The organism is Glycomyces sp. NPDC021274, assembly GCF_040641195.1.
Lineage (GTDB): Bacteria > Actinomycetota > Actinomycetes > Mycobacteriales > Micromonosporaceae > Glycomyces.
On record NZ_JBFADC010000002.1, the window covers coordinates 815,478 to 840,876 of the forward strand.

Annotated in this window: 22 protein-coding genes and 1 pseudogene; 14 read left to right on the forward strand and 9 right to left on the reverse strand. The window is 68.2% G+C overall.

All coding sequences use genetic code 11. The features are described from left to right. Window positions 1-32: 32 nt before the first annotated feature. The 3 genes from AB0I03_RS07495 to AB0I03_RS07505 all read right to left on the reverse strand — a co-directional run bounded on the left by AB0I03_RS07495 (window position 33) and on the right by AB0I03_RS07505 (window position 5,236). Window positions 33-2,453: a tetratricopeptide repeat protein gene (locus AB0I03_RS07495; RefSeq protein WP_360407976.1), complete on the reverse strand. Its 2,421-nt coding sequence runs from the start codon at window positions 2,451-2,453 to the stop codon at window positions 33-35. 317 nt (window positions 2,454-2,770) lie between these two features. After that, the gene (locus AB0I03_RS07500; protein ID WP_360407979.1) at window positions 2,771-3,382 is read right to left on the reverse strand and encodes a response regulator transcription factor; all 612 of its coding nucleotides are present in this window, start codon (window positions 3,380-3,382) and stop codon (window positions 2,771-2,773) included. Between the two features lie 486 nt (window positions 3,383-3,868). Beyond that, a complete protein-coding gene (locus AB0I03_RS07505) occupies window positions 3,869-5,236 on the reverse strand; it encodes a protein kinase (RefSeq protein ID WP_360407982.1) in 1,368 nt (455 codons plus the stop codon). 496 nt (window positions 5,237-5,732) lie between these two features. Between AB0I03_RS07505 and AB0I03_RS07510 the strand changes: the two genes are divergently transcribed. Next, the gene (locus tag AB0I03_RS07510; protein WP_360407985.1) at window positions 5,733-6,935 is read left to right on the forward strand and encodes a helix-turn-helix domain-containing protein; all 1,203 of its coding nucleotides are present in this window, start codon (window positions 5,733-5,735) and stop codon (window positions 6,933-6,935) included. Between the two features lie 55 nt (window positions 6,936-6,990). Here the strand turns inward: AB0I03_RS07510 and AB0I03_RS07515 are convergent, their stop codons facing one another. Further along, window positions 6,991-7,785, reverse strand: coding sequence for a hypothetical protein (locus tag AB0I03_RS07515; RefSeq protein ID WP_360407988.1), 795 nt, complete (start codon window positions 7,783-7,785; stop codon window positions 6,991-6,993). A 95-nt stretch (window positions 7,786-7,880) separates the two neighbouring features. On the opposite strand from AB0I03_RS07515, the gene AB0I03_RS07520 reads away from it, so the two are divergent. The 3 genes from AB0I03_RS07520 to AB0I03_RS07530 all read left to right on the forward strand — a co-directional run bounded on the left by AB0I03_RS07520 (window position 7,881) and on the right by AB0I03_RS07530 (window position 9,232). Beyond that, entirely contained in the window at window positions 7,881-8,867 is a 987-nt protein-coding gene (locus AB0I03_RS07520) for a hypothetical protein (RefSeq protein ID WP_360407991.1), read from the forward strand. Window positions 8,868-8,975: 108 nt separating this feature from the next. Next, entirely contained in the window at window positions 8,976-9,107 is a 132-nt protein-coding gene (locus AB0I03_RS07525) for a hypothetical protein (RefSeq protein WP_360407994.1), read from the forward strand. After that, complete coding sequence (locus AB0I03_RS07530; protein ID WP_360407997.1) at window positions 9,107-9,232, forward strand: hypothetical protein; 126 nt, start codon at window positions 9,107-9,109, stop codon at window positions 9,230-9,232. Before AB0I03_RS07525 ends, AB0I03_RS07530 begins: the two co-directional genes overlap by 1 nt. Before the next feature lie 93 nt (window positions 9,233-9,325). Here the strand turns inward: AB0I03_RS07530 and AB0I03_RS07535 are convergent, their stop codons facing one another. Continuing rightward, window positions 9,326-10,567 carry an ROK family transcriptional regulator gene (locus AB0I03_RS07535; RefSeq protein WP_360408000.1) on the reverse strand — a complete coding sequence of 414 codons (1,242 nt, stop codon included), beginning with the start codon at window positions 10,565-10,567 and terminating at the stop codon, window positions 9,326-9,328. Window positions 10,568-10,758: 191 nt separating this feature from the next. On the opposite strand from AB0I03_RS07535, the gene AB0I03_RS07540 reads away from it, so the two are divergent. After that, entirely contained in the window at window positions 10,759-12,261 is a 1,503-nt protein-coding gene (locus AB0I03_RS07540) for a cellulase family glycosylhydrolase (RefSeq protein ID WP_360408003.1), read from the forward strand. 308 nt (window positions 12,262-12,569) lie between these two features. Here AB0I03_RS07540 and AB0I03_RS07545 read toward each other — a convergent pair whose 3' ends face one another. Next, complete coding sequence (locus AB0I03_RS07545; protein WP_360408006.1) at window positions 12,570-13,214, reverse strand: TetR/AcrR family transcriptional regulator; 645 nt, start codon at window positions 13,212-13,214, stop codon at window positions 12,570-12,572. A gap of 67 nt (window positions 13,215-13,281) precedes the next feature. Between AB0I03_RS07545 and AB0I03_RS07550 the strand changes: the two are divergent. The 5 genes and pseudogenes from AB0I03_RS07550 to AB0I03_RS07570 all read left to right on the forward strand — a co-directional run. Then, window positions 13,282-13,422, forward strand: a pseudogene (locus AB0I03_RS07550) (short-chain dehydrogenase); the annotation flags it as partial. A gap of 50 nt (window positions 13,423-13,472) precedes the next feature. Further along, window positions 13,473-14,390: an alpha/beta hydrolase gene (locus AB0I03_RS07555; RefSeq protein ID WP_360408009.1), complete on the forward strand. Its 918-nt coding sequence runs from the start codon at window positions 13,473-13,475 to the stop codon at window positions 14,388-14,390. A 620-nt stretch (window positions 14,391-15,010) separates the two neighbouring features. Continuing rightward, window positions 15,011-15,391, forward strand: a complete 381-nt coding sequence (locus AB0I03_RS07560; protein ID WP_360408012.1) for a group 1 truncated hemoglobin — start codon at window positions 15,011-15,013, stop codon at window positions 15,389-15,391. A 4-nt stretch (window positions 15,392-15,395) separates the two neighbouring features. Next, entirely contained in the window at window positions 15,396-16,502 is a 1,107-nt protein-coding gene (locus AB0I03_RS07565) for a globin domain-containing protein (protein ID WP_360408015.1), read from the forward strand. Window positions 16,503-16,518: 16 nt separating this feature from the next. Then, window positions 16,519-17,124, forward strand: a complete 606-nt coding sequence (locus AB0I03_RS07570; RefSeq protein WP_360408018.1) for a DivIVA domain-containing protein — start codon at window positions 16,519-16,521, stop codon at window positions 17,122-17,124. Window positions 17,125-17,648: 524 nt separating this feature from the next. On the opposite strand, the gene AB0I03_RS07575 is transcribed toward AB0I03_RS07570, so the two are convergent. Beyond that, window positions 17,649-18,491 carry an SDR family oxidoreductase gene (locus AB0I03_RS07575; protein ID WP_360408021.1) on the reverse strand — a complete coding sequence of 281 codons (843 nt, stop codon included), beginning with the start codon at window positions 18,489-18,491 and terminating at the stop codon, window positions 17,649-17,651. Between the two features lie 205 nt (window positions 18,492-18,696). Between AB0I03_RS07575 and AB0I03_RS07580 the strand changes: the two genes are divergently transcribed. Together AB0I03_RS07580 and AB0I03_RS07585 are read left to right on the forward strand one after the other, a co-directional pair. Next, window positions 18,697-19,278 carry a TetR/AcrR family transcriptional regulator gene (locus AB0I03_RS07580; RefSeq protein ID WP_360408024.1) on the forward strand — a complete coding sequence of 194 codons (582 nt, stop codon included), beginning with the start codon at window positions 18,697-18,699 and terminating at the stop codon, window positions 19,276-19,278. Further along, window positions 19,275-21,035, forward strand: coding sequence for an MDR family MFS transporter (locus AB0I03_RS07585; RefSeq protein ID WP_360408027.1), 1,761 nt, complete (start codon window positions 19,275-19,277; stop codon window positions 21,033-21,035). The genes AB0I03_RS07580 and AB0I03_RS07585 overlap by 4 nt, the downstream gene beginning before the upstream one ends. Here the strand turns inward: AB0I03_RS07585 and AB0I03_RS07590 are convergent. Both AB0I03_RS07590 and AB0I03_RS07595 read right to left on the reverse strand, forming a co-directional pair. Further along, complete coding sequence (locus tag AB0I03_RS07590; protein WP_360408030.1) at window positions 20,943-21,698, reverse strand: SDR family NAD(P)-dependent oxidoreductase; 756 nt, start codon at window positions 21,696-21,698, stop codon at window positions 20,943-20,945. The two genes, AB0I03_RS07585 and AB0I03_RS07590, sit on opposite strands and share 93 nt — an antisense overlap. A 243-nt stretch (window positions 21,699-21,941) precedes the next feature. Next, window positions 21,942-22,403, reverse strand: a complete 462-nt coding sequence (locus AB0I03_RS07595; protein WP_360408033.1) for a MarR family transcriptional regulator — start codon at window positions 22,401-22,403, stop codon at window positions 21,942-21,944. A 144-nt stretch (window positions 22,404-22,547) separates the two neighbouring features. On the opposite strand from AB0I03_RS07595, the gene AB0I03_RS07600 reads away from it, so the two are divergent. Further along, window positions 22,548-24,383, forward strand: coding sequence for an NAD(P)/FAD-dependent oxidoreductase (locus tag AB0I03_RS07600; protein ID WP_360408036.1), 1,836 nt, complete (start codon window positions 22,548-22,550; stop codon window positions 24,381-24,383). Next, a complete protein-coding gene (locus AB0I03_RS07605) occupies window positions 24,380-25,381 on the forward strand; it encodes an SMP-30/gluconolactonase/LRE family protein (RefSeq protein WP_360408040.1) in 1,002 nt (333 codons plus the stop codon). The genes AB0I03_RS07600 and AB0I03_RS07605 overlap by 4 nt, the downstream gene beginning before the upstream one ends. Window positions 25,382-25,399: the final 18 nt, after the last annotated feature.

Here is a 25,399-nt window from a genome sequence, read left to right on the forward strand (position 1 = left end):
ACGAGACACCACCGCTACAAGCCCCGGTGGGGTCACTCGGCGAGCACCGAGGGGACACCGCACTGCGCGTATCCTGCGGCCGCTGCCCGCGAATGCTCCTGGGCGGCCGAGAGGTCGCCTCGGAGCCGGTGGGCGTCGGTGAGGCCGTGATGGGCGCAGGCGAGTTCGTAAGCGTCCTGTTGGGACTCGGCGAGGGCCGCTGCGCGCTCGTGGTGTCCGATCGCCTCCTCGGGGCGACCCGAGGCGGTGAGCGCGCGACCGAGGCCGTTTCGGGCGGAGCGCTCAAGCGACTGATAGGACATGTCCTCGGCGTGTTCGAGCGCCTGGTTCAGGTGCGCGACGGCTTCGGCGCCGCGCCCGAGCCTCAGCAGATCCTCCCCGAGTTCGATGAGCACCGGCGTGAACCCTTCACGGAACCCCTTCTGCCGGCAGCGATCGAGGCAGGCAGTGTGGATCGCCAGCGCCGCAGCCGGATCGCCCTTCTCGCGGGCGAAGATCCCGCGGAAGTTCTCGATCCGGCTGGCGTTGTAGTCGTCGCCGGCGTCCAGGAGCCGCTCGGACTCGACCAGGCAGCGTTCGGCGTCTTCGTGTCGTCCGAGGCGCAGCAGCGGGACGACCATGTTCGAGCGGATGTGCAGGATCGCCGTGGTGTCGGCGGCGGCCTCGGCCACTTCGAATGCGGAGCGGTAGACGTCGAGCGCTTCCGTGAACCGTCCTGACTGTCGGTAGAGGACGCCGAGATTTCTGAGCGCCCACGTTGCGGCGGCGACGTCGCCCAGTTTCTGGCTGAGCGTGGCGGCCCAGCTGAGGTAGTCGATCGCCTCCGCGCTCCGGCCGGCTACGGTGAAATGGCGTCCGCGGTCGCCGAGCGAGTGGGCCTGCTTCAGCTCGTCGCCGAGTCGGCGGGCGATGTCCAGGGCAGTCCGGTTGATGGCGAGCTGATGCTCGGAGTCGCCGTCGTACCAGCGGAATGCGCTGAAGGCGGACGCCAGGTGCCAGGCCGATTCGAGCCGCTCGGCGCGCACGGCCGCGACGATGGTGGCCGCCAGGTTCTCGCGCTCGGCCCGGAACCACGAGACGGCGTCGTCCGGGTCGGCGAAGCCGGGGAGTCCGAGGTCGTGCGCTTTCAGCTCGTCGGCGAAGATCCGCTGGTACGGCGACTGCGCTTGACTCGCCGCCTGGTACGCGAAGTGCATGTAGACGTCGAGCAGCCGGCCGAACGCGTCGTCGAGCTCGCTTCGGTCCTCTTCGGATGCCGCGAGCTGCGATGCGAAGAGCCGCACCAGGTCGTGCAGCCGGTAGCGCCCGGACGACCGGGTCTCGGCGAGATGGACGTTCACGAGCGACTCCAGCATCGCCGCGGCCCGGTCGGCGTCGGTGTCGCAGAGAGCGGCCGCGGCGTAGGCGTCCACGTCGTCGCCGGGGCTCAGGCTCAACCGCCGCAGCAGGCGCCGGTGGGGCGCATCGAGTTCGCGGTAGGAGGCTCGCAGAGCCGCAGCGACGCTGCGGTGGTCGGTGCCGAGTTCGTCGAGCAGCCGGTCTTCGTCCGCGAGCCGCTCGAGGAGGTCCTTCACACGCCATAGTGGACGGCTGCGCAGGCGTGCCGTCGCCAGGCCCATCGCCAGGGGCAGACGGGCGCAGCGCTCCGCGATCGCGACCGCCTCGGCATCGGTGGTCCGGCCCGCGGTGGCGGCGTTGACCATCGCGACCGCTTCGCGCATCGGCGGCGGCTCCAGCAGCACCGAGACGACGTCCGGCACGGACGCCAGGTCGTGCCTGCTCGTGGCCAGGGTGAGCCCGTCCGCCGTCCCGGGCAGCAGTGCCTCCACCTGCTCCGCGCCGGCGGCGTTGTCGAGTACCAGGAGCACGTGGCGGCCGGCGAGGACGCTGCGGTACAGGGCGGTGAGCTCGTCGACGTCGGCGGGGAGGTCCCGCTGGTCCAGGTGCAGGGACCGCAGCACCCGCGCCAGCACCGACTCCAGGCTCGGCTTGGGGCCGTCGGCGTGCGTGAAGCCGTGGAGGTCCACGAACAACTGACCGCCCGGATACCGCGGGGCGAGGGCATGGGCGGCCTGGACAGCCAGGGTGGTCTTCCCGACGCCGGCCATGCCGTGCACGCCGACCACGGTGGCCCCGTCGTCGACGGCGGCGAGGAGCTCGCCGAGATGCCGTTCCCGGCCGGCGAACGCGACGAGTTCGCGTGGCAGCTCCCGGGCCACCGGCAGTTCGCGGCCCGACGTGTAGGTCAGCAGCGCCCGGTCCTGGTCGCGCAGTCCCAGTGCCTTGAGGAGCAGCCGGAAGGTCTTCGGTTGCGGCCGTACCTTTCCCGACTCGATGTCGCGAATGGTGCGGATGCCGACGCCCGCCTTCAAGGCGAGTTCCTCCTGCGTCATCATCGCCCGCAGTCGGAGCGGACGGAGACTGCTTCGCGCGTCGAACCCTCGGTCAGCCATGGTGCCATCGTAGGGCGCCGAGGCCGACGAACCGGCGCGCGAACCCCGCAAGCCGCGGATCGCCCATACCGGCGTTTCCCGTGGTCAGAACCACTTTCCAGCGGAACGCATGGTAGAGATCCGCCGAATTCCTGCCGGTATCCCGCCGGTATTCCGCCTCGCTGATCCCGGTTCCGGCTGGCAGAATGGCGCACGCTTCGCCCCGTCGCCTCTCGTTGCCATGCAAGCGAAGGAAACAGCCGAGCGGGACGGCGCAACGTGCAGGTCGACGCGCCCCGGGCTTCGTGCGGCAGCCCACGTGCTCGGGCGCGCCGGGATCAGCAGATGAGGCGGGAGCGGAAGGCCTCGGCGACGGCGTGGGCGCGGTCGTGGACACCGAGTTTGCGGAACAATCGCTTGGCATGGCATTTGACGGTGTCCACGGACAAGAACAGTTCAGCGGCGATCTGCACGTTCGATTTGCCCTCGCTCATGGCCCGCAGCACCTGGACTTCCCGGTCGGTCAACCGTTCGCGCACAGTTCGTCTGGCCTGCACGGGGATCGAGGCGGCGGCGCGGACCGCGCCCGGGTAGGTGAGGATGATCGAGCGTGCGACGGAGGCGGTGAGCTGGTCCGGCTCGGCGCTGAAACCGCATATCAGCGCCTTCGCACCCGAGGCCATCGCGCGAGAGGCGGTGAACGGTGAGATCGCGCCGGTGAGCACCACCTCGGTGTACTCGCATTCGGCGTGGACGGCACTGGTGAACACGACCGGATCGGTGCCGGTGAAGACGAGGTCGACCACGACGAGGTCGGCCGGCGCCCGCCGGTGAGCCTCGAACAGCTCGGGCAGGGCGGCGACGGTGGTAACCGATCCCGCGATGCCCATGAACTCGGCGCAGGCGTCGATCTGATTCCGCGCGGATGCCGTTGCCAGTCCGACGATCATGCTCCTCACCGTGAACCGTCCTTTTCCGAAGGGATGCAATTGCACGGGCGGTGCCGGCAGGCTGCGGACGGACAATGCGGAGAGCGCGGTGCGGGGAACATTGCGGATCCTGTCTCTTGGGAATGCTTCGAGCGCATCCATGGTGATGCGGGCGCGACACGGAGTCCGCGCACGAGCGCGATTCGCCACCGCCGCAGACTGTTCGTCGCCGCGGCGTCACGCCACATAGATTTACGCGTCAGCGGGCGTTCCGTCGTTGGCATCCGAGACAGCGATTCGACCATCCGGTTGTTCCCGGGAACAGTTCGCGGAACCGGACGACGAGTTGGGCTTCGGAACCCCTGCGAGAACTCGCGCCGATACCGTCGCCTGGCTCCAGAAACCATCCGGCCGCCCTACTGCCGCAGCCCAGCTAAACGGCCCTTAGCTGCAGAGATAGCGCGCTACGAGGCGAACGGCCCGTGCAAAGGCGATCGGGCAGGCGGCTCAAGGGCAGTCGTGGAGGCCCCAGTAGGCGATCTCCACGGGCTGGTCGTAGCCGACGGTGCGGCCAGGCTCGGGATCTTGCGACACGATCTCGCAGCCCTCGGGCTGAGCTCCGGTGAACAAGAGCGTCGGCGCGATCCGCACGTCCGGCCAGCCGCGGTCGTTCAAGTGCGCCTGGGCCTCAGCGGCGTCCATCCCCGTCACGTCCGGCAGGACGTCGAAGGTCTGCGGCGGCTGCTGGAGACTCGAGGTCGGGAGCGGCGAAGTCACGACCGCACCTGACGGCGGCGTTGTCACGGCGGCGACCGCCGGCACAGGCTCGGTCGGCTCGTCGATGCCGCTGACGGCGGCGGCGGTGGCTTCGGGCGGTACGCCCGGTGACCTGAACACGACCGGATCGGCCTCGGGCCGCCCGTCGGCAGGAATCCACGGGTGCCACATCGTCACGCCCGTGATCAGCGCGGGCAGGAGAACCGCCGCGGCGACGATCACGGCCCGCACCGGACGCCGAGATCCGGTGGGAGGGGCGGGTAGGTCGACTGTGGACTGCAGCCGAGCGGTAGCGCAGGCGGCGGCGAGATCCTTCGCCGTCGGCCAGCGCTCGTCCGGTTCCTTGCGGAGGCATCGTGCGACGACCGCGGCGGCGTCCGACGGGATGTGGTCGGGCAGGGGCGGCGGTTCCTCGTGCAGATGCTTGTAGAGGACCTCGCGCGGGTGGTCCGCGGTGAACGGCGGCCTGCCGGTGAGGCATTCGTAGGCGACCGCGCCGAGCGCGTAGAGGTCGGCGGCGCCGCTGGTCTCGTTGCGGCTGATCTGCTCGGGCGATACGTAGCTGGTGGTGCCCATGATGTCGTCTGCCGAGGTCAGTCGGGCGTCACCGTCTGCAAGGGAGATGCCGAAGTCGACGATGCGCAGGTTGCCGCCGGGTTCAATGAGCAGGTTGCTCGGCTTGATGTCGCGGTGGACGACGCCGCGCGCGTGGGCGATCGCGAGCGCGTCCGCTGCGGCGGTGAGGTGGCGCAGGGTCTCGTCGGGCGTCAGCGGCCCCCGCTCCTGGATGAGCGTGGACAGTGGAGTGCCCTCGATGAGTTCCATGATGATGAATCGTTCGGTCCACCTTCGGGAGGCGTGCTCGCCGTAGTCGTAGACCTCTGGCAGTCCGGGGCCGCTGAGTCCCGCGAGGATCTTCGCCTCCCGCGCGAACCGGTCGCCGCCGCCGAGTGAGGAGCCGAGTCCGCGGCGCTGGAGCTTGACCGCGACCGGACGTTCGAGGACCAGGTCGAAGCCGCGCCAGACCTCGCCCATGCCGCCTGCGGCGATGGGCCGGTCGAGGCGGTAGCGCCCGGCGACGAGCGATCCAGATTTCACAGCTGACTCCTCAAGCATGCCGATGTCGGAAAATGGTGCTCGTCTGGGGACCGACGACCGGCAGGGCAATTGCACGGTACCTGCCGCGCCGGCGCGCGCAGAAGCGCGCGATGACGCCCGTCGGTGGCGGTGGCGCAGGCACGCAAGCGGATCCGTCGATGGCTCGCTGCATCGCCCGCCGCGCGATTCACCCGAACGGGAGCCGCAAGGCGGGCCGCCGGCTTGCGAACGCCTGCGGCTCCTCCCTCTGCCGAGTGATTCGCGAGGACGGCGGCGGTCACGGTGCCGGGAGCCGTGGACGTGCTCCACTGCGGAGGCCCTGGCAGGCTATGCGGGCCCGGGCTCGTCGGGCCGAAACGGCCCGCCTTGTCGTGCCCGCGCCCGCATGTCCCTGCCATATACATTGACGAGTCAGCGGGAGTTCGGTGATGGGCGGCGAGCACAGCGTCTCGAGCACCGCGTTGTTCCCTGACACACCCCCGACCATGAAGGTGAAGTGGCTACCGAAGTGCCGTTCGAGTCGACACGCACGACAGCAGAGGAGATCGTCCGACGGATCGGCGATGGCTTTCCCGTTCTCGCCGAACGGATGGCCGACCGGATATTCGCCGAGATCCCGGTCTACGCCGCCGGCGCCGTCGCACCCCGCGAGGTGGTCGTTGAGAACTGCAGAGGAAACACCGTCAGCGCGTTCGACCAGCTGACCACCTGCAGGCTCGAGCTGTCCTCCCCGGCGAAGACCGGTCGCGCGCGGGCGCGGTCGGGCCTGCCGCTGGCGGACCTGCTCTCCTCGTTCCGGATCGGCTACGACGTGGCGCTGGAGGCGATCATCGCGGTCGCCCGCAGGCCGCCCGCGATCCCTTCGGACGCGATCGTGAACCTCTGCCGCAACTGGTTCAGCCTGCACAACCTGGTGGGCGACGCGGTGATCCACGCCTACCGGGAGGAGGCGCAGCACCTGCTGCTCACTCGGGAGCGCGAGCGCACCGCGCTGGTGAACGTGCTGCTCTCCGGTGACATCGGCCCGGCCATGGTGGTCGACATCGCCGGGCAGCTGCGCCTGCCGATCGAAGGCGTGTTCGTCGTCGTCGCAGCGGCGACCGTGCTCGGCAAGGACCCGCTCCCGCAAGCGGACACGAGCATGTCCGCGGTCAACGTGGGCTCGGTCTGGCAGCTCACGCGGGAGGCGCTCGTCGGGGTGCTGTCGCTGGAGAAGCCGGACCGCATGCCCGCGGTGCTGGAAGTGCTCCAGCAGCGTGCGACAGGACCGATCGGGGTCAGCCCGGTATTCACGACGCTGCGGCGCGCGCCGTGGGGACTCGGGCTGGCGAAGCTGGTGCTGGAGCGGCACTCAGGGGCCGTCGCGGTCGAGCAGTTCCGGGACAGCCCGATGAACGTGCTGGTCGCGTCGGCGCCCGGGGCCGCGCAGGAGACTTCGCGGACCATCTTCGGCGGCCTCCTCGACATGCCGTCCGACCGCCGGGACCTGCTCTTGACGACCTTCCGCACCTGGATCGAGTCAGGCGGCTCCACACCTGCCACCGCGGCGATCCTGCACTGCCACCCGAACACCATCCGGCACCGTCTACGGCGCATCGAGGAAGCGACCGGGAAACTCCTGACGCACCCCGGCGACAGCGCCGAACTCGTCGCCGCATGCCACGCTTGGACCCAACTCCCGCCCCAAACCTGGAACTGACACCAAACATCCGCACACCTGGGCGGCAGCGAGCAGTGCGAGGGTTACCGCGCCTTTATACCGGGATGGTTGCGCCCACGGAGCACAGTGCGGCGCGTAGCACTGCTCTAGTGTCGTCGGTGAGCGATTGGATGAACCGGCCCTCCGCGAGTGCGACCCGAAGCCCGTCGTAGAGTTCAAGTTCACTGGTCACCGGAACGGATTTGGTGATCCTGGCGTCGACGATCTGCTCGTATCGGACCAGCCAATTGCGACCCACGATCTCATATGGCGCAGTGGTCTGGACCAACGTGGCCAGTCGCTTCTTACCGTGTTCGAACCCGCCCGGGTCGGCGATGAACACCAGCCCGATGTCGAGGATGACCAAGTCGTACTCGATGCCGTTGACCTTGACGTTCGACATCGCATCCAGGACCACTGCGTCCTCGGCCCAGGTTCGCGCCGCCTCGGTGGCGGCCGACTCAGGCATCGGGCCGGTGTTTCGCAGGTTGCTCAACAGGTTCTGGAACAGCTTGCCGTCGTCCTTGCCGAGCGAGGTGGATGTCCAGCGTTCGACTATCTCCAGTTGTCCCCCGCCGGCCAGATCGATCGCCACCTTGAATGGGGCACCTGCTTTGATGATCTGGGCGTGGGTGATGTCGGTGAATCCGACGAACCGGTTCTGCCGGATCAGCTCCTGGATCGGCGTCGTGTCCAGCACTTGACGCAGTCGCTTCGGGTCGGAGTGAGAGTGGTCTGCCAGCAGCAGTAGGCCGGATTGGTAGACCACTACGTCGTTTCGGACACCGTTCACCTTGACATCGGTGAATCCGCCGAGTACCTGCCCGAGTTTCGGATCATGTTGCGACACATAGGTAACCTAGCACTCGTCATCTCGGGAGAAATACCTCGGATCGTGTCCCGGATCGGTACACACCTCTAGGTGGCTGAAATCGGAGGAAGAGTATGGCAAGGCTTTTCGGTCGAAAGAACCAGGAACCTACCAATATCCCGACGTACGACCCGACCTTGGGCGATCCGGCGGCCGCAAGGCTGATGTCTGATATGACAAGGCGGGACTGGCGGGCAGTCCACAATTTCCTGAGCGTCATCCAGGACCCCGACCACCTGCAGTACTACCTCAACCTCTGCGTCAAGCAAAATGGAGTGCAGGCCTGGATCGATGACTGGATCGAGGCGGAGCCGCGCTCGTTCCTGCCGTACCTGGTCGGCGGCGCGCACGCGGTCAAATGGGCCTGGCTCGGCCGCGGTATCGCACTGGCCAAGGACACCCTTCCCGCCCAGTTCAAGATATTCGAGCGCAGGCTCCGAAAGGCCCACATTCTGCTGACGGAGGCAATCGCCCGCAATCACGACGACCCCACGGCCTGGGCCGCACTGATCCCCTGCGCCATGGGAATGAGTCTGGGCCTTGAAGAAGCCACGCGCAGATACCAAGAGGCCGTGGCTCGGCATCGCTGGCATCTCAGTGCCCACCAGCACCTGCACAACCAGTACCTGAAAAAATGGGGTGGCTCGCACGAGTTGGCCTACAGGTTCGCCGAGGAGACCGCCGCCGTCGCCCCCTCGTCCAGCGGCCTGGCCACTCTGGTGGTCACCTCGCATCTGGAGGAGTGGGTCCGGCTTGGGACAGGAGTGGGCCACGCAGGCCACGAGTACCTGAACAGTCCTGCCACACTCGCCAGCTTGCACGCCGCAGCCGACAATTCGGTGCGCCACCCCGACTATCGGCGCCGACTCGGCTGGCAGTACGACCACAACAGTTTCGCAATGGCGTTCTGGGCGACGGACCAGTGGGACGCGGCCGGTGAGATGTTCGATCAGCTCGGCGATCAGGTCACCGAGGTGCCCTGGGATTACTATGCCGGCGAGCCCGCCAAAAGGTTCGCCTGGGCTCGGGACAAGGTAAACCGACACCGGAGCGACTCTTAGGCCGCGTGTCGGCAGCACCGGCCGTGAGCTCCGTGGTGCTCCGAACTCCGACCAGTGCCGGATGTCGCAGATTCTCTCGGCCTGAGGCCGCACGGACTGGGTCATGTCGTGCGCGAACACAGCGATGCCGCCCGCTGCCGCGCCTGGAGTTCCTGCGCCCGGTCCTGGGTCGTCTCCTGCGAACTCGGCCGCGAGAAGCCGGACCCCGCGCTGTTCCGTTTCGCGTGGGAGCAGCCCTGATGGTCGGTGACAGCCCCGCTCGCGACGGCGGCGCCGTCGCCTGCGGACTGCGCACCTACCTCCTCCCGGCCGAACCGCGCACCGGCGAGCGCGGCCTGAGCCACGTCCTCGACTTTCTCCACTGAGGACTCTTCACGGGCCGTCGATGTAGGGCGTGACGACCGGCCCCCGACGATGGCCTCTTCGACGTTGCATGCATGCCGCGGTTCCTCTTCGGCTCAGTGCTGCCGGGTGCCCCTCCCCTCATCAGTCCGAGGCCGGCCATGGGTCAGCTCGCTTTGCAGCACGAGGGCCGCTGCGCCGATCGCTGCTGCGTCGGGGCCGTTGACCGACGGCATCACCCGCACCGGGTGCGTCCGCCAGCTGACGGTGCGGCGGTCCACTTCCTCCTGGATCACGGTCTGGTAGATAGCGCTCGCTACCGCGAAGCTCGGACCGGCCAGGATGATCGCGTCCACATCGAACAGGATGGTCAAGGTGACGGCGGCGGCACCGAGGTAGCGGGCCGACCGCTCGATGAGGTCACGGGCGGCCGGATCGCCGGCGTCGGCGGCAGCCGCGATCCGCGCGAACTCCGTGAGGAAGTCGGCGCTGTCGGGGTCGGGCACCAGTCGCTCGGCCAGCGCGGGCGTGGCCGCGGCCTGCCGGACCAGGGCTGACGGGCCGGCGTAGTTCTCCAGGCAGCCGATGTTGCCGCACGGGCACTGGTCGCCGTTGACGTCGATCGACATATGGCCGAGCTCTACGCTGTTGGAGGAGCTGCCTCGGTATACCTCGCCTGCGACCACGATCCCGCCGCCGATCCCGCTGGCCATGTAGATGCAGCCGTAGGTGCTTCGTCGGTCGACCGCGCCCATCCAGTATTCGCCGATCGCTGCGGCCGCGGCGTCGTTGTCGAGCAGCACGGGCAGGTCCAGGCTCTGCGCGAGTCGGTCCGCGACCGGGTATTCGAGCCATGGCTCGGAGGGCTGCGGACTCAACAACACCCCCGCGCGGCGGTCCTGCGGGCCGTAACTGACCAGCCCGACCCCCAGCACCCGGTCGCGGTCGACGGCAGCCGTGGCCAGCAGGGCGTCCACCCGCGAGGCGATCATCGGCAGTGCCTGGTCCGGCGGCATCGACGCCACACCCTGGAACGAAGTTCGGGCCACTGGTCGGCCGGCCAAGTCGACGATGACGATGACGCACGTGTTGCGCTCCATCTGGATTCCGACGCTGTGCCGGGCCCGGGGGTCGAGCTGCACCAGTGTGCGCGGCTTGCCCCCGGTCGGCGCACTTCGGCCGGCCTCGACGACCAATCCGTCGTCGATGAGCTCCCGCACGAGCTCGGAGATCGTGGCGCCGGTAAGACCTGTCGCTGCCGCGAGCTCCACCCGGCTGATCGTGCGGGCTGCGCGGATGGCGTCCAGGATCAGACCCCTGGTCCTCGATTTGCTGGTCCACATCGGGCTGAGCGCCACGTGTGCCTCCTTCGCTGTGCTTTGTCAGGCCGCCTTGCTTACCCGCCCGCTTGCTCTTTCGGCCATTTCGCACGATCGGCTGCACGATGATCACTAAGCATAGATCCATGTAGATGCTTGACTTTATTCGGGCGCCTAACTAAGGTGAAATCGGAAGCGCTCCCATCCCTCACGAGAATCAAGGAGCTTAGATGCGACATCGTCAGATACTGTTGGTCGCCGGCACCGTCGGCGCACTGGCATTGGGCGGCTTGGCAACAGCGACCCTTCCCGCATCGGCGGCCACCTCGGGCTGCGCGGTCGCCTATACCGTGCAGAGCGAGTGGCCGGGCGGGTTCCGCGCCGACTTGGACGTCACCAACCTCGGCGACCCGATGTCCGACTGGACATTGACCTTCGACTTCCCCGACGCCGGCCAGCGGGTCACCCAGGGTTGGAGCGCCGCCTGGACCCAATCCGGCGCCAGCGTCTCCGCCGCCAGCATGAGCTGGAACGGGTCACTGGACACCGACGCCTCCACCTCGGTCGGGTTCATCGGTGCATGGAGCGACGCCAACTCCGAACCGGCGTCCTTCGCGCTCAACGGCACGCCCTGCACCGGCTCGACGACACCTACCGGGGGCCCGACCACCACCCCCAGCGAGGACCCGACCACCGATCCGCCGGACGGTCCGGCACCGCAGCTCAGCGTCTCCGGCAACCAGATCGTCACCGAGGACGGCGAGCCGTACCGGCTGCTGGGTGTGAGCCGGTCCTCCACTGAGTTCGCGTGCGTGCAGGGCAAGGGCCTGTTCGACTCGGGCCCTGTCGACCAGGCGTCCGTCGACGCCATGAAGGCCTGGAACATCCACACCGTGCGCCTCCCGCTCAACGAGGAGTGCTGGCTGGGCCTCAACGGCTCACCCAGCGGCGCCGCCTACCAGGAAGGCGTCAAGGACTACGTCGATCTCCTGGTCGCCAACGGCCTCAACGTCATCCTCGACCTGCACTGGACCTGGGGGGCCTACACCACAGGACCGGACTGGCATTGCACCGATGTGCACGCCACCTGCCAGAAGCCGATGCCCGACGCGCAGTACGCCCCGCAGTTCTGGTCCGGCGTCGCCGAAACCTTCAAGGGCAACGACGCCGTCGTCTTCGACCTGTTCAACGAACCGTACCCGGATATGGCCAGCGACTGGGACAAGACGTTGGGCTGGCAGTGCCTGCGCGACGGCGGCACCTGCGCCGGCATCGGGTACGAGGTGGCCGGTATGCAGGACCTCGTCGACGCGGTCCGCGACACCGGTGCCACGAACATCCTCATGGTCAGCGGGCTTGAGTGGACCAACGACATGCGGGAATGGCTGGCCTACATGCCGGAGGACCCGCTGGACAACATCGCCGCGTCCTGGCATGCGTACAGCTTCAACCGGTGCGTGACCGAGTCCTGTTGGGACGCTGAGATCGCCCCGCTGATGGAGGAGGTGCCGGTCGTGCTCGGGGAGTTCGGCCAGGACGACTGCGGGTTCGACTACATGCAGGAGCTGGTGGACTGGGCCGACGCGAATGGCATGGGCTACCTGGCATGGACCTGGAACCCGTGGGGCTGCACCGGCGGCGCGGTCCTCATCAAGGACTGGTCCGGTACTCCGGAGCCCGGTGTGGGCGAAGGCTACCGGAGCCACCTGCTCACCCAGAGCCCTTACCTGTGACCCGACGAGATGCTGAGGCCGTGTTTACGGACTGAGATTGCCTCCTGTTGAGTTTCGTTGTGACACAACGGAACTCAACAGGAGACTTACCGATTGCGGTGCGGGGAACTTTCAGGGGCCGCGACCTCGAGGTCGCGGCCCATCGCCGTGTGGTTTCGTGTAAGCCGAGACACCATTCGCCCCGCACCTCGGGGGTCTCGATGACCGCGACGGGCCGTTCGCCGGAGTCGATGACGACCGCGCTCCACGGTAACTGCCCGCGGGTCGCATGAAAGAGCTCGGCCGATCGGCTGCGCCCTAGACCGAGCTCATTCGTTCACCTCTCGGTGTCCGTCCGGTTCCGCGCTCGTGCCTCCAGCGTCGGTTCTCGGCCTCATGCCGAGGAGCAGCAGGTCGAGGAATCCACCGGCGTCGGTGTCGGCACCTGCGGAGGGCGGGATCAGCGCTCGGTAGAGCAGGGTGCCGGAAATGGCGTCGGCGGCGGCCCCGATATCGAGGTCGGCGCGGAACTGCCCCTGCTCGACGCCCAGCCGCAGCAGGTCGAGCATCTGCTCACGACTCGGACCGGTGAACCGCTCGTAGAGTTTTTCGGCATCGGTGCCGCCGTCGGTCGCGGCGGCGGCCAGGCCCCGAATGACGGCGACTGCGGCGGGCCGGCCCAGCTGCTGGAAGAACTGGCGGAGCCAGGTGCGCAGATCCGCGCCGACGTCCCCCGTCCGCGGCGGCGCCTCCGCGTGAATCCCGAGGTGGCCGGCCATGACCGCCTCGGCCACGATCGCCGCTTTCGAGGGCCAGCGCCGGTAGACGGTCTGCTTTCCCACGCCGGCCGTCGCCGCGATCGCCTCGATCGTCATCCGCTCGTAGCCCTCGGCGGCCATGAGGTCCCGCGCCGCCTCGAGGATCGCCGTGTCGGTTTGCGCGCTGCGGGGCCGTCCGCGTTGTTTGGCAGTCACGCCGATGAGTGTAGTGTCAATATTTATAATACGGTACGTCTCGTATATTTAATGAGAGGAGACGGTCATGAGCAGGGAAGTCCTGGTCGTCATCGGCGCCGGCGACATGGGCCGTGCGATCGCGCGCCGCAGCGGGAGCGGGCGGAAGGTCGTACTCGCCGACTTCAACGAACCGGCGTTGGCGGCGGTCGACCTGCTCGTCGACGGCGGCGAGATCGCCGCCGTCCGCGGCATGCGCGGCGAGATCGGGGAGTCGTGATGTCGAAGCACGTCTTCCACCCTGACCTGCGCTTGGCGCGATTCCTGCCTCGTGGCGTTCCACTCGGACTGGCCCGGCGATTCCGAGCCAAGCCGAAGGCGCCGCACGACGGGACACTCGTCCGGATCAATGCCGACGTCGCGGTCCGGGTCTTCCGGCCGCCGCCCGAATCCCGTCCGGCGCCGGCGCTGCTGTGGATCCACGGCGGCGGTTACGTCATCGGCGACGCGACGATGTCGGACTCCTGGTGCCGCGAAGTCACCGGCCGCCTCGGCGTCATCACCGCCGCGGTGGAATACCGGCTGGCACCGCAGCACCCGTTCCCTGCGCCATTGGAGGACTGCTATACGGCGCTGCGATGGCTCTCGAATGAATCCGATGTGGACGCGGATCGGATCGCGATCGGCGGCGAAAGCGCCGGAGGCGGCCTGGCCGCCGCGCTCGCCCTGCTCGCCAAGGAACGCGGCGAGATCCGGCCGGTCCTGCAGGTGCTGTCCTATCCGATGCTCGACGACCGGACCGCGCAACGCACCGACATCGATCCCGCGTCGCTGCGCATGTGGAGCCAGCGGAACAATCGCTGGGCCTGGAACGCCTACCTCGGCGCTCACGCATCCACACCCCCGCAACTCGCCGCACCCGGCCGATACGACGACCTCACCGGCGTCGCTCCGACATGGATCGGCGTGGGCACCAGCGATCTCTTCTACGACGAGGACCTCGCCTACGTCGAACGGTTGCGCCAAGCAGGCGTCCCCTGCGAACTCCAGCGCGTCCCCGGCGCCTACCACGGCTTCGACCTCATTGAACCCGGCGCCGCTGTTTCAATCGCCTACAAGGAATCCCAGATGACCGCCTTGGAACGAGCACTGGGCGCAGGACCGCCGAAGGAGGGGCGCACACCGGTCGGAACCTAGAGTCGCGGCGCGCGAGTCCGGAGCGCTTGCAGTTCCCGGTTGACCGCTCGCATGCCGGTTTCGAGGGCCCGCAGTTCCTCCAAGGTGAGGCCATCGATGACGTCGCTGCCCAGTTCGGGCCTGGCTCCGAGGACCTGGTGAGGTGATCGGAGTAGCCCTCCCGGATCGCGGAGCCGGCATCACCGTGCCAGCTCTCGAACCGGTCCTGCAGGAGTGCGAGCTTGGCGTCGGTCATCGCGCCGTCGTACGACGGCGGGATGCAGGAGGTCCTCCACCAGCGCATCGAGGTCGCCTTCGTCCTTGTCTAGGAGGTTGTCGATGCCGACCATGATGTCGAGCCCATTGTGGCCATGAGACTGGGCGGACTCGACAGTCCTATGAGGTAATCGAGGCTGTTGTTGTTCATGTTGCCGGTCGCCGCTCGATGTGCTTGCGCGGCAACGCAATGATGCACTGAATGCTTGCACCCTCGGACTCCGTGAACGCGATCCGTGACCGTCCACTTACGATTTACTATCGCAACAAGAGAGGCGTCGAAACCGTATCGACACTATGGATCTAGGCGAGGAACATCGGTAAGCTCTGGCGCGTATCCGATATCACGTTAAGGATGAGTGACCATGAATGCAGCTGATGAGCAACCGATGTCCGACTACGACCGCATCGGCGGAGCGGCCGCCGTCACCGAGGCGGTGGAGCGCTTCTACCGGCGCCTGCTCGCCGACGAGGAACTCGCGGAGTTCTTCACCGGCACTGATTTGGCCGTGCTCAAACGCCACCAGGTCGCCCTGATCTCCCAGGTCCTCGACGGGCCCAAGACCTACGCCGGGCGCGAGCTCGCCGAGGCGCACCGGGCCATGGACATCTCCATCGGCCAGTACAAGGCGGTAGGCGCGCACCTCACCGCGGTCCTCGAAGAACTCGAGGTCCCGCGCGACATCATCGACCGCGTCGGCCAGGTCCTCGAATCGGTCGCCCCCGACGTCATCGGGGCCGACTAGGCGCATGATCGACGCCGATCGGTTGAAGAAGAACTGGAGCCTGGTCGCCGCCCACGGCAACCAGGTCCCGCTGTACTTCTACTCCACCCTGTTCCTCACCTACCCCGAGACGCGCGACCTGTTCCCCATGAACATGGCCGCGCAGCGCGACAAGCTCGTGACCGCGCTCGGCGCCGTGGTCAGCAATGTCGACACCATTGACGCGGTGGTCCCCACCCTCCAGGCGCTCGGCCGCGACCACCGCAAGTTCGGGGCGCTCCGCGGCCACTACCCCGCCGTCGGCGAGGCCCTGCTGGCCACGCTCGAGCACTTCAGCGGCCCGCACTGGACGCCCGCGATCGCCTCGGACTGGGCGGCGGCCTACGAACTGGTCGCCGCGACCATGGCCGACGCCGCCGATGCGGCGGCCCACTATACGCCGGCCTGGTGGGACGCCGAGGTCGTCGCCCACGACCGGCGCGACCTCGAAACCGCCCTCATCACCCTGGACCCTGGCACCCGGCTCGACTACCTTGCGGGACAGTCGGTCTCGCTGTGCACGAGCCTGCGTCCCCGGGCCTGGCGCCAGTACTCGCCCGCGAACGCGCCCCGGCCGGACGGCACCATCGAACTGCACGTCCGCGCCGTCGACGGCGGCGAGGTCTCGACCGCGCTGGTCTCCCTGCTCCGCCCCGGCGACACCCTCCGGGTCGGACCGGCGACCGGCTCCGCGCTCACCCTGCGTCCGGGCTCGGGCCGGGTCGCGATGATCGCGGGCGGGACGGGCGTCGCCCCGATGAAGGCGCTCATCGAGCAGTTGGCCGCCGCGCCGAGGCCGACCAGCCTGTACTGGGGTGCGCGCAGCCCGGCTGGCCTGTACTGCCTCGACCGGCTCCGGGCGCTCGCGGCCCGGTACGACTGGCTCGAGCTGGTGCCGTGCGTCGATGAGGACATGTTCGGCTCCGGAGTCCGCGTGGGCGCTCCGGCGGACCTGGCCGTGACGCACGGGCGCTGCGCGGGTGCCGACGTGTACCTGTGCGGGCCTGCCGGGATGGTGGAGTCGAGCAGGAAGCACCTGGCCGGCGCCGGCGTCCCCGCGGAGGCCATCCACTTCGAGCCCTCGAGCGAGTGAGAGAGGACGTTCCAGCATGTACAACTATCGTTCGCGCGATGTGAAAGTCACCGTCGGGCAGGTCAACAACGCCAGGTTCTCGATGACGAGCCTGACCCGGCGCGGGTACCAGCCCGACGAGGTCCACCGCTTCCTGGAGCTCGTGGCCGACGAACTGGCCAGCCGCGACCAGCGCGAGGCAGCGCTGCGGATCGACGCCGAGAAGCTGAAGGAGGCGCTGCGGTCCTGGCAGTCGCAGCAGAGCTCTCTCCGGCTCCAGGCACCGATCCCCGCAACGCCCACCTCGACGGCCGTCAACCTGGTCTCGCAGGCGCAGCAGCAGGCCGAGAGCTACGTCAACCAGGCGCAGCACTACTCGCGGCAGATCATCGCCCAGGCGCGGTCCCAGGCCTCCGAGCTCATGCGCCAGACGCAGGCGCGCGCCAAGGATGAAGCCGACCGGGCCGTCGCGGAGTACCGCCGGGGCAACGAGGGCCGCCGCGACCGCGAGGCCGAGGACCGGATCAGGCAGCTGGTGCGGGCCCGCAGCTTCCTGGAGGCTGTGGAGGTGGCCGAGGAGCAGCTGCGCCTGACTCGCGAGGGTCTCGAGCACGAGGTCGCGAAGCTCCAGCGGGAGGCCTGAACGCGGGACGATCCTGCGCAGCAGAGGGCCGGTGAGCACCGCGGTGCCCGCTCCGATCGGGGCGGGCACCGCGGACGCGTGCACCCTGTGTCGACGCCGTCTTCGCGTCGGCGCTGCGCGCCCGCAGGCCGGGGCGCGGCTATGCCACCCTCCACGGCATCCTCTCCGCCCCCGCCACCACCGCCATCGCTTTCAGCCCCTGGGCAGGAGCACCGGGTAAGGCTTGGTCGAAGAATGTAGAACGTTTGACATCAGAGCAATCTCCCGACCCCAAGCCACAAAGAACCGCCTCACCCCCGACCAACGCCACACCTACGCGACCGCCGGCACCACCCAGGCCGAACTCGCCCGAAGCTACGGGGTCGACATGGTCCACCCCCGCCTGGGCTGGGAGCTCGCCAGTCGCACGCCTCGTTCGGCGAGGGTAGTCATGAGCCGGTAGGACCTGGCCGGTCTCGATGACGTGGCCTTGAAGGTGAGCCGGCCGACGGTGGCGCCGCAAGCGCCGCTCGTTGCAGTAATCGCTATCTGCCGCTTGCCATGGCGAGGCGGTCTTTGCGGCCGAGTCCGGCATTGACGCCGCCGTCGCAGAGGATGTCGGTGCCGGTTAGGTAGCCGGGCCGCTCGCTCGCGCAGAACGCGAGCACCTCGGCGACCTCCTCGGGACGGCCGTAGCGTTGCAGCGCAGCATGGTCGACAAGGCGGCCGGATCCACTCGCCTCTTCTAGCCGTCCCATCGCGGTGTCGAAGCTGCCCGGGGAGACCGAGAGGATTCTGGCTCCCTTGGCGCCGAAGCTCTCGGCCATTTCCTGAGAGAACCAGATGACGAAGTGCTTGCTGATCCCGTACGCCAGGCCTGAGCGGAGGCGCTGCGGGGCTCGGTGGGCGACCGTGGTGAGTTTCGCAGTGAAGCGTTCGGGATCAGTGAGTGCGAGCCGGTAAGACCGCCGGGGCTGGATGGCGCGCGGGATCAGGTGTCCGGCGATGGAGGCGACATTGACGAGCGCGAAGCCTTCGCCTGCTGCGCCCAGCGCGGCTTTGGTGAGGTTGACGGTGCCGAGGGCGTTGATGCGGATCATCTTGGCCGCGTCGCCCATCTGCGGGCTGACGCCGGCGGTGTGGACGACCGCCCGCACGGTCCCGCCGCCGGCGGCGTCACGGAAGAGGCCGCCGACGGAATCGCGGTCGGTGATGTCGCAGACGAAGGTGCCCGCTTCAATGCCGTTGTCGGCCAGTATGGCCGCCGCGGTGTCGAGGCGTTCCTGGTCGAGGTCGGCCAGGACGATGCGGTGGTCGGCGCCCAGGAGGCGCGCGGTGGCGAGTCCCATGCCGCCTGCGCCGCCGGTGATGATCGCCGTCTTCGCCATGGTCGAACCCCTTTACAGGCCTGATTTCGGCCCGAGCTCGACCGATGGACAAAAGGATGATATCTGCCATATAGCCGTATACGAGCCGGTGGCGATATCTGGCGAAGCCGGCGCCGCTGAGGGTGGACCTGGAGTCGGGCTCGCGAACCGGCGAAGAGCCGCTATTATCGAAAAGAAGTGTTTTCGTTTCGATAAGGAGGGCACTGTGAATCGACGTTCACGACTCGGGCCCGAGCGCGAGGCCGAGATCTTCGCGGCCGTCATGCTGCTGGTGCGCAGGTACGGATACGAACGGGTCACCATGCAGCAGATTGCGTCCCAGTCCCGCTGCAGTACGGCGACGCTCTACCGCCGCTGGGACGGCAAGCCGCGCCTGGTGCTCGAAGCCGTGCGACACCACCGGCCCCCGCCGCTTGAGGATGTCGACACCGGAAGCCTCCGCGGCGACCTCCTCGCAGGGCTGAGCGCGATCGTCGACACCGCGCCGGAGGACCACGAGCTGATGACCGGGCTCGCCAACGCCGCCCGGTCCGACGAATCCCTGGCCCAGGCACAGCGCGAGGTCCTCGCCGAGCCCATGCGTCAGGCAGTGGACACCGTGCTCGACCGCGCCGCCGACCGAGGGGAGATCGCGCGGGACGCACCGGCGCGCGAATTCGTCCCCGAACTCCTCTTCGCCTCCACCGTGGTGCACCGCATCCACACCGGGGCGTTCCCCGACGAGGCGTATCTCGTCCGCTTCGTCGACTCAGTCATCATTCCCGCACTAGGAGCCAGCCGACCATGACCGATTCTGCCGCACTCGACGACACCGGGGCCGGCTCCCGCCTGCCGTCGCACTTCGGGTGGATCTACGCCGCCCTCATGGTGTCGATGCTGCTCTCCGCCTTGGACCAGACCATTGTCGCCACCGCCCTCCCGACCATCGTCGGCGAGCTCAACGGACTCAGCCACATGGCATGGGTGACTACGGCCTACATCCTCGCCGCCACCATCGGCATGCCCGTGTACGGCAAGCTCGGCGACCTCATCGGCCGCAGGCAGTTGTTCCTGGCCGCCCTCGTGGTCTTCGTCGCCGGATCCGCTCTGGCCGGGTTCGCGCAGGACATGCCGCAGCTCATCGCCTACCGCGCCCTCCAGGGCCTCGGCGGCGGCGGGCTGATGATCATGTCGCAGGCGATCATCGCCGACCTCGTGCCGGTACGCCAGAGGGCGAAGTTCATGGGCCCCTTGGGCGCGGTGTTCGGACTCGCGGCCGTCGGCGGGCCGCTGCTGGGCGGGTGGATCACCGACCACACCGACTGGCGCTGGGCCTTCTGGATCAACCTGCCGCTCGGCGCCGCCGCGCTGATCATCAGCGCCACTGCCCTCAAACTGCCCCGCAAGCACGTCAAGGTCGCGTTCGACTACCTCGGGACGGCGCTCATGGCCGTCGCCGTCACCGCGCTGATCCTGCTGTGCACCTGGGGCGGCACCGAATACGAATGGACCTCGCCCCAGATCCTCTGGCTCGGCGCCGCCACGGTCGCCGCCGCGGTGCTGTTCTGCGTCGTCGAAAGCCGTGTCGCCGAACCGCTCATCCCCCTGAGGATGCTGCGCAACCCGGTCTTCAGCGTCGCCACGCTCATCGGGATGATCGCGATCGGCGTCGGCATGTTCGCCGTGATCAGCTACATGCCGACCTACCTCCAGATGGTCTACGGCTACTCGGCCACCGAGTCGGGCCTACTGCTGATCCCCATGGTCGCGGGGATCATGCTCACCGCCTCGACCTCGGGCGTGCTCGTCTCCAAGTTCGGGCGGTACAAGGGCTTCGTGATCGCGGGCATGGCGATCATGCCGGTCGGCGTCGGGCTCCTGTCGACACTGGACCCGTCCTCGCCGGTCGCACTGCTGTGCGTCTATATCGGGCTGATCGGCGCGGGCATCGGCCTGATCATGCAGACCCTGGTGCTCGCGGTGCAGAACGCCTTCCCCCAGAGCGAGGTCGGCACCGCGACCTCCTCGAACAACTTCTTCCGGGAGATCGGCGCCACGCTCGGCGTCGCAGTGGTCGGCGCGATCTTCACCAACCGGCTCACCGACGCGCTCGCAGGGATCGGCACGGACTTCGGCGGCGCCGGAGCCGAGTCGATCACCCCCGCCATCGTCAGAGGACTGCCCGAGGCCGTTCACGACCAGATCACGACCGCCTACGCCGACGCCCTGCTGCCGGTGTTCGCCGGACTCGTTCCCGTCGTGCTCGTCGGCACCGTGCTCGCATTGTTCCTGCCGAACCGCAAGCTCGGGGACTACACCGCCGACGAGCCCGAGAAGGAGCCGGTCTCCGCCGCAGCGGGGCACATCGCCTTATCCCCTGCTGCAGGGACGCTGGTGGGGCTGCGGGGTCGAAATCCCGCAGCCCCGCCGTTGCGCGTGTCCGTTGTACGTGAGTCCGACCGGTCGGCTCGGTCAGATCGCGGACCATCCGTTGTCGCTGGGGAGGATCACGCCGTTGACGTTGGCCGAGTCGTCGCTGAGCAGCCATGCGATGGACGCCGCTAGGTGTTCGGCCGGGGCCGGGGCCGGCAGGACCGCCTGCATGATCGGTCCGATGCGTTCGGCGGCGAGCGCCGACTTCATCGAGCCTTCGATGCCGGTGATGGTGGGGCCGGGGGCCACGGCGTTCGATCGGATGCCTTTGGGGCCGTAGAAGACGGCGAGGTTCTTGGTGTAACCGGCGATGGCGTGTTTGGAGGCGGTGTACGCCGCGCCGGCGGCTGAGCCGCGCAGCGACGCTTCGGAGGCGACATTAACGATCGATCCCGATCCTGCCTCGAGCATGAGCGGCAGGACCTCGCGGGTCAGCCGCATGGGGGCGGTGACATTGATGGCGAACACGCGCTCCAGCGTGGCGTCGTCCAGTTCAGCGGCCGGGAGGAACCCGTCCATGATGCCCGCGACGTTCGCGAGTCCGTCAATGCGGCCGTCGGCGGCAGCCACCACCTCGGCGACGGTCTTCGGGTCGGTCAAGTCGCCGGCGACGGGCGTGACACGGTCGGCTTCGGCGGCGAGCTCGGCGAGGCCGGTCGCATTGACATCGGCGGCCACGACCGCAGCGCCCTCGGCGGCAAGGCGGAGCGCCGTGGCGCGCCCGATGCCGGACCCGGCGCCTGTGACGATGACGGTCCGTCCCGCAAAGCGCAGGCTGACGGATTCGAGGCTCATGGTGTGCCTTTCTTCGTGTCGTTGGTTTCAGTGAGCTCGCGGTGGCGGACCTGGCTTCTCATCGATTGACAAGTGGGCTCCATCTTCCAGGATGATTGATGGAAGACCAGGTAATACGGCATGTGCGCGAATTACCGCGAGCCTGACAAAGAGCAACCGCTCATCGGTACGCGATCGAAAGTATCACGTGTTACTAAGTGTCCTGCCGAGACGGACTCGATCAGTGGGGCAATTGGCGAACCGCTAGGTGACCGCGCCGTGCCTCAGCGCTTGGAGTTCACGACTCACGGCCCGCATGCCCGTTTCGAGCGCGCGGAGTTCGTCCAGGCTGAGCCCGTCCATGACGTCAATCCCGAGCTCCGGCCTGGCTCCGAGGATCTCGGCGACGACCGCGCGGCCGAGCCGAGTGGGCCGTAGCCGGCGCACGCGCTGGTCGCCATCGTCCGAGGCCCGCTCGACGAGTTCCTGCTTGACCAGCCGGTCGACGAGTCGGGACATCGTGGGCAGGGAAACTTCGAAATCCTCCGCGAGCGCGCTTGTCGTGGCCGCTTCGTTCACCACGACCGACGAGAGCACCTTCAGCTGCTGGAGGGTGAGTTGCGTCTCCATCAGCCGCCCGATGATGCGAGGAATGGACCGCGCGGAGATCGCGACCCGCAACGATTCGATGCTCTTGAGCACTTCACGCCTGTCCTGGTTCGTCACCTCTACACGGTAGCCGCTGCGCTCAGACCGCCTTGCAAATTTAGTTAGCTTCAGGCTAACTTCTTTGGCAGGACGTTTGCGGCCGATGCCGCGACGGGTCCGAAACCGCCACAGCTCGAACACCCTTGGGCAAAAGGAGCCAGCATGTACGAGCCCCTATCAGCGCCGATCGATCTCGAAGCGATCCGCGAGCGGTACGCCCGCGAGCGCGATCGCCGCATCCGGCCTGACGGCGCACGCCAGTACCGAAGCGCCGCAGGCGAGTTCGGCTACTACGCGAAAGACCCCTACACCCCCTTCAAGGAACGCGGCCCCAAGACGGGCCGGGTCGACGTCCTCGTCATCGGCGCCGGGTTCGGCGGCCTCCTCGCGGCCGCGTCGCTGCGGGAGGCCGGGTTCGAGTCGGTCCGGCTCATGGACGAGGCCGGCGACGTCGGCGGCACCTGGTACTGGAACCGGTACCCGGGCGTGCGCTGCGACATCGAGTCCTACGTGTACATGCCGCTGCTCGAGGAGACCGGCACGATCCCGACCGAGCGGTACGCGAAAGGCGAGGAGATCCGTCGCCACGCCGTGCGCATCGCCGAGCACTACGACCTCTACCGCGACACGCTCTTCCAGACCCGCTCCACTGCTCTGACCTGGGACGAGGAAGCGAACGAGTGGATCGTCGAGACCGACCGCGGCGACCGCTTCCGCGCCCGGTACGTCATCACCTCGACCGGCACGCTCACCCAGCCCAAGCTCCCGGGCATCCCCGGCATCGAGAAATTCGGCGGGCACACCTTCCACACCAGCCGCTGGGACTACGGCTACACCGGAGGCAGCGCCGACGGGAACCTGACCGGTCTCGCCGACAAGAAAATCGCGGTCGTCGGTACCGGCGCGACAGGACTGCAGGTCGTGCCCGTGCTCGCCGAGAGCGCGGACGAGCTGTTCGTGTTTCAACGGACACCATCCACCGTGGACGTACGCGACAACCGCCCCACCGACCCCGAATGGGCGGCGTCGCTCAAACCGGGATGGCAGCGCGAACGCATGGAGAACTTCCTCGCCGTTCTCGCAGGCGAGCCGGTCGACGAACCGCTCGTCACCGACGGGTGGACGGCCACCGTCGCGTTGCAGCGCAGCATCATCACCGGCGCCGTCGACGAGTCCCTCACCGAGAAGGACCGGGCGGTCCGCGACGAGCTGGACGACGCCGCCACGATGAACCGCATCCGCGCCCGCGTCGACGCGATCGTCGCCGACCCGGCCACCGCGGAGGCGCTCAAGCCCTGGTACCGGTACATGTGCAAGCGTCCCGGGTTCTCCGACCACTACCTCCAGGCGTTCAACCGCCCCAACGTCACGCTCGTCGACACCGCCGACACCCACGGCATCACCGGTATGACCGAGAACGCGATCGTCGTCGGCGACAACGAGTACGAGGTCGACTGCGTCATCTTCGCCACCGGCTTCGACGCCGGCATCTCCGGCGTCATGTCCGGCACCCTGCCGGTCACCGGGCGCGGCGGGCAGAGCCTCCTCGAGTCGTGGGCCACGGGCCCCCGCACGTTGCACGGCTTCTACAGCCACGGGTTCCCGAACCTGTTCCACCTCGGCTCCCTCCAGAACGCCAACGCCGTCAACTTCGTCCACATCCTCCAAGAGCAGGCCGAGCACGTCGCCGCCGTCATCGCCCGCGCCGAAGACGAGGGAGCCCGACGCATCGAGCCCACGGCCGACGCCACCGAGCGATGGGCCCGCACCATTCAGGACACCACGCGCGACGGCGGCGACTTCCTGGCCGATTGCACCCCTGGCTACTACAACGGCGAGGGCGCCCGGACCTCCGCTGGATCCTCGTACGCACCCGGCCCTGTCGCATTCCACCGCCTACTGCGCGAATGGCGTGGCGGCGACATGGGCGAGGTGCTGGTCCGCACCGACGAGGACGCACAACGACGCCTCGACCACGCCGCAGAGGTGGCCTCGTGAAGCGCCTCCTGATCACCTGCACCTTGCTCGTCCCGCTCGTTGCCGGCGGGTGCGGCGCAGACCCGGCCCACGCCGAGAAGGACCGTGAGACCGAACACCAGATCGCGGACGAGCTGATGCAGGTCACCGAACCCCACGCCCTGTCCGGCGGGACGCTGCTCGAAGGCCCGGTCTTCGACGAGGACGGGCGGCTCTTCCTGGTCGACGTCATGGCGCCTTCCGGCGAGCCGAAGGTGCTCCGCGTCGACGTCGAGGAGCAGACGGCCGAACCGGTCTACACCGACGAGACGAGCGCGTTCACCTCCGCGCAGATCAGTCCGGTCGACGGCCGCCTCTACCTCACCGACTTCGTCGGCGGCGCCGTCAAGAGCATCGCCCTTGACGGCACGGACCCGCGGACGCTCTTCGCCGGCGAGATCGAGGGCGCGACGATGCTGCCCGACGACATCGCCTTCGATCCCGAAGGCAACCTCTACATCACCGACACCCGCGGCATGGACGGCCCCGGATGGGAGACCCCCGGGAGGATCATCCGCGTCAGCGCCGAAGGCGACGCCATCGTGCTAGCCGCCGATCTCCCCTCCCCCAACGGCATCAGCTTCGATGAGGACCACTCGGGACTTTGGATCGCGCAGTACAACGCGAACCGCATCGACTACTTCGCCCTCGACGAGACCCGGACCGGGGTGGCGGCCGCCTACCCGGGCATGTACGTCGACGGCGGCAAGGCGCGGGTCGACTCGACGGCGGTCGACGCCGAGGGCAACGTCTACCAAGGCTTCCACGGCAAACCGGAGATCCACGTCTACAGTCCGGACGGTGATCTCCTCGCCGTGATCGCGCTTCCCGAGGACGCCCCCGACCTCGACACCGCGACCAACGTCGCCATCGAACCCGGGACCACCGAAGGCGTCGTCACCGTCAGCGGCCCCGACGGCGGCTACCTCTACACCTTCGAGGCCCTCGCCGAGGGCACCCGCCAGTCCAACGGCGGCTGACTCGAGCCGGTGCATCGA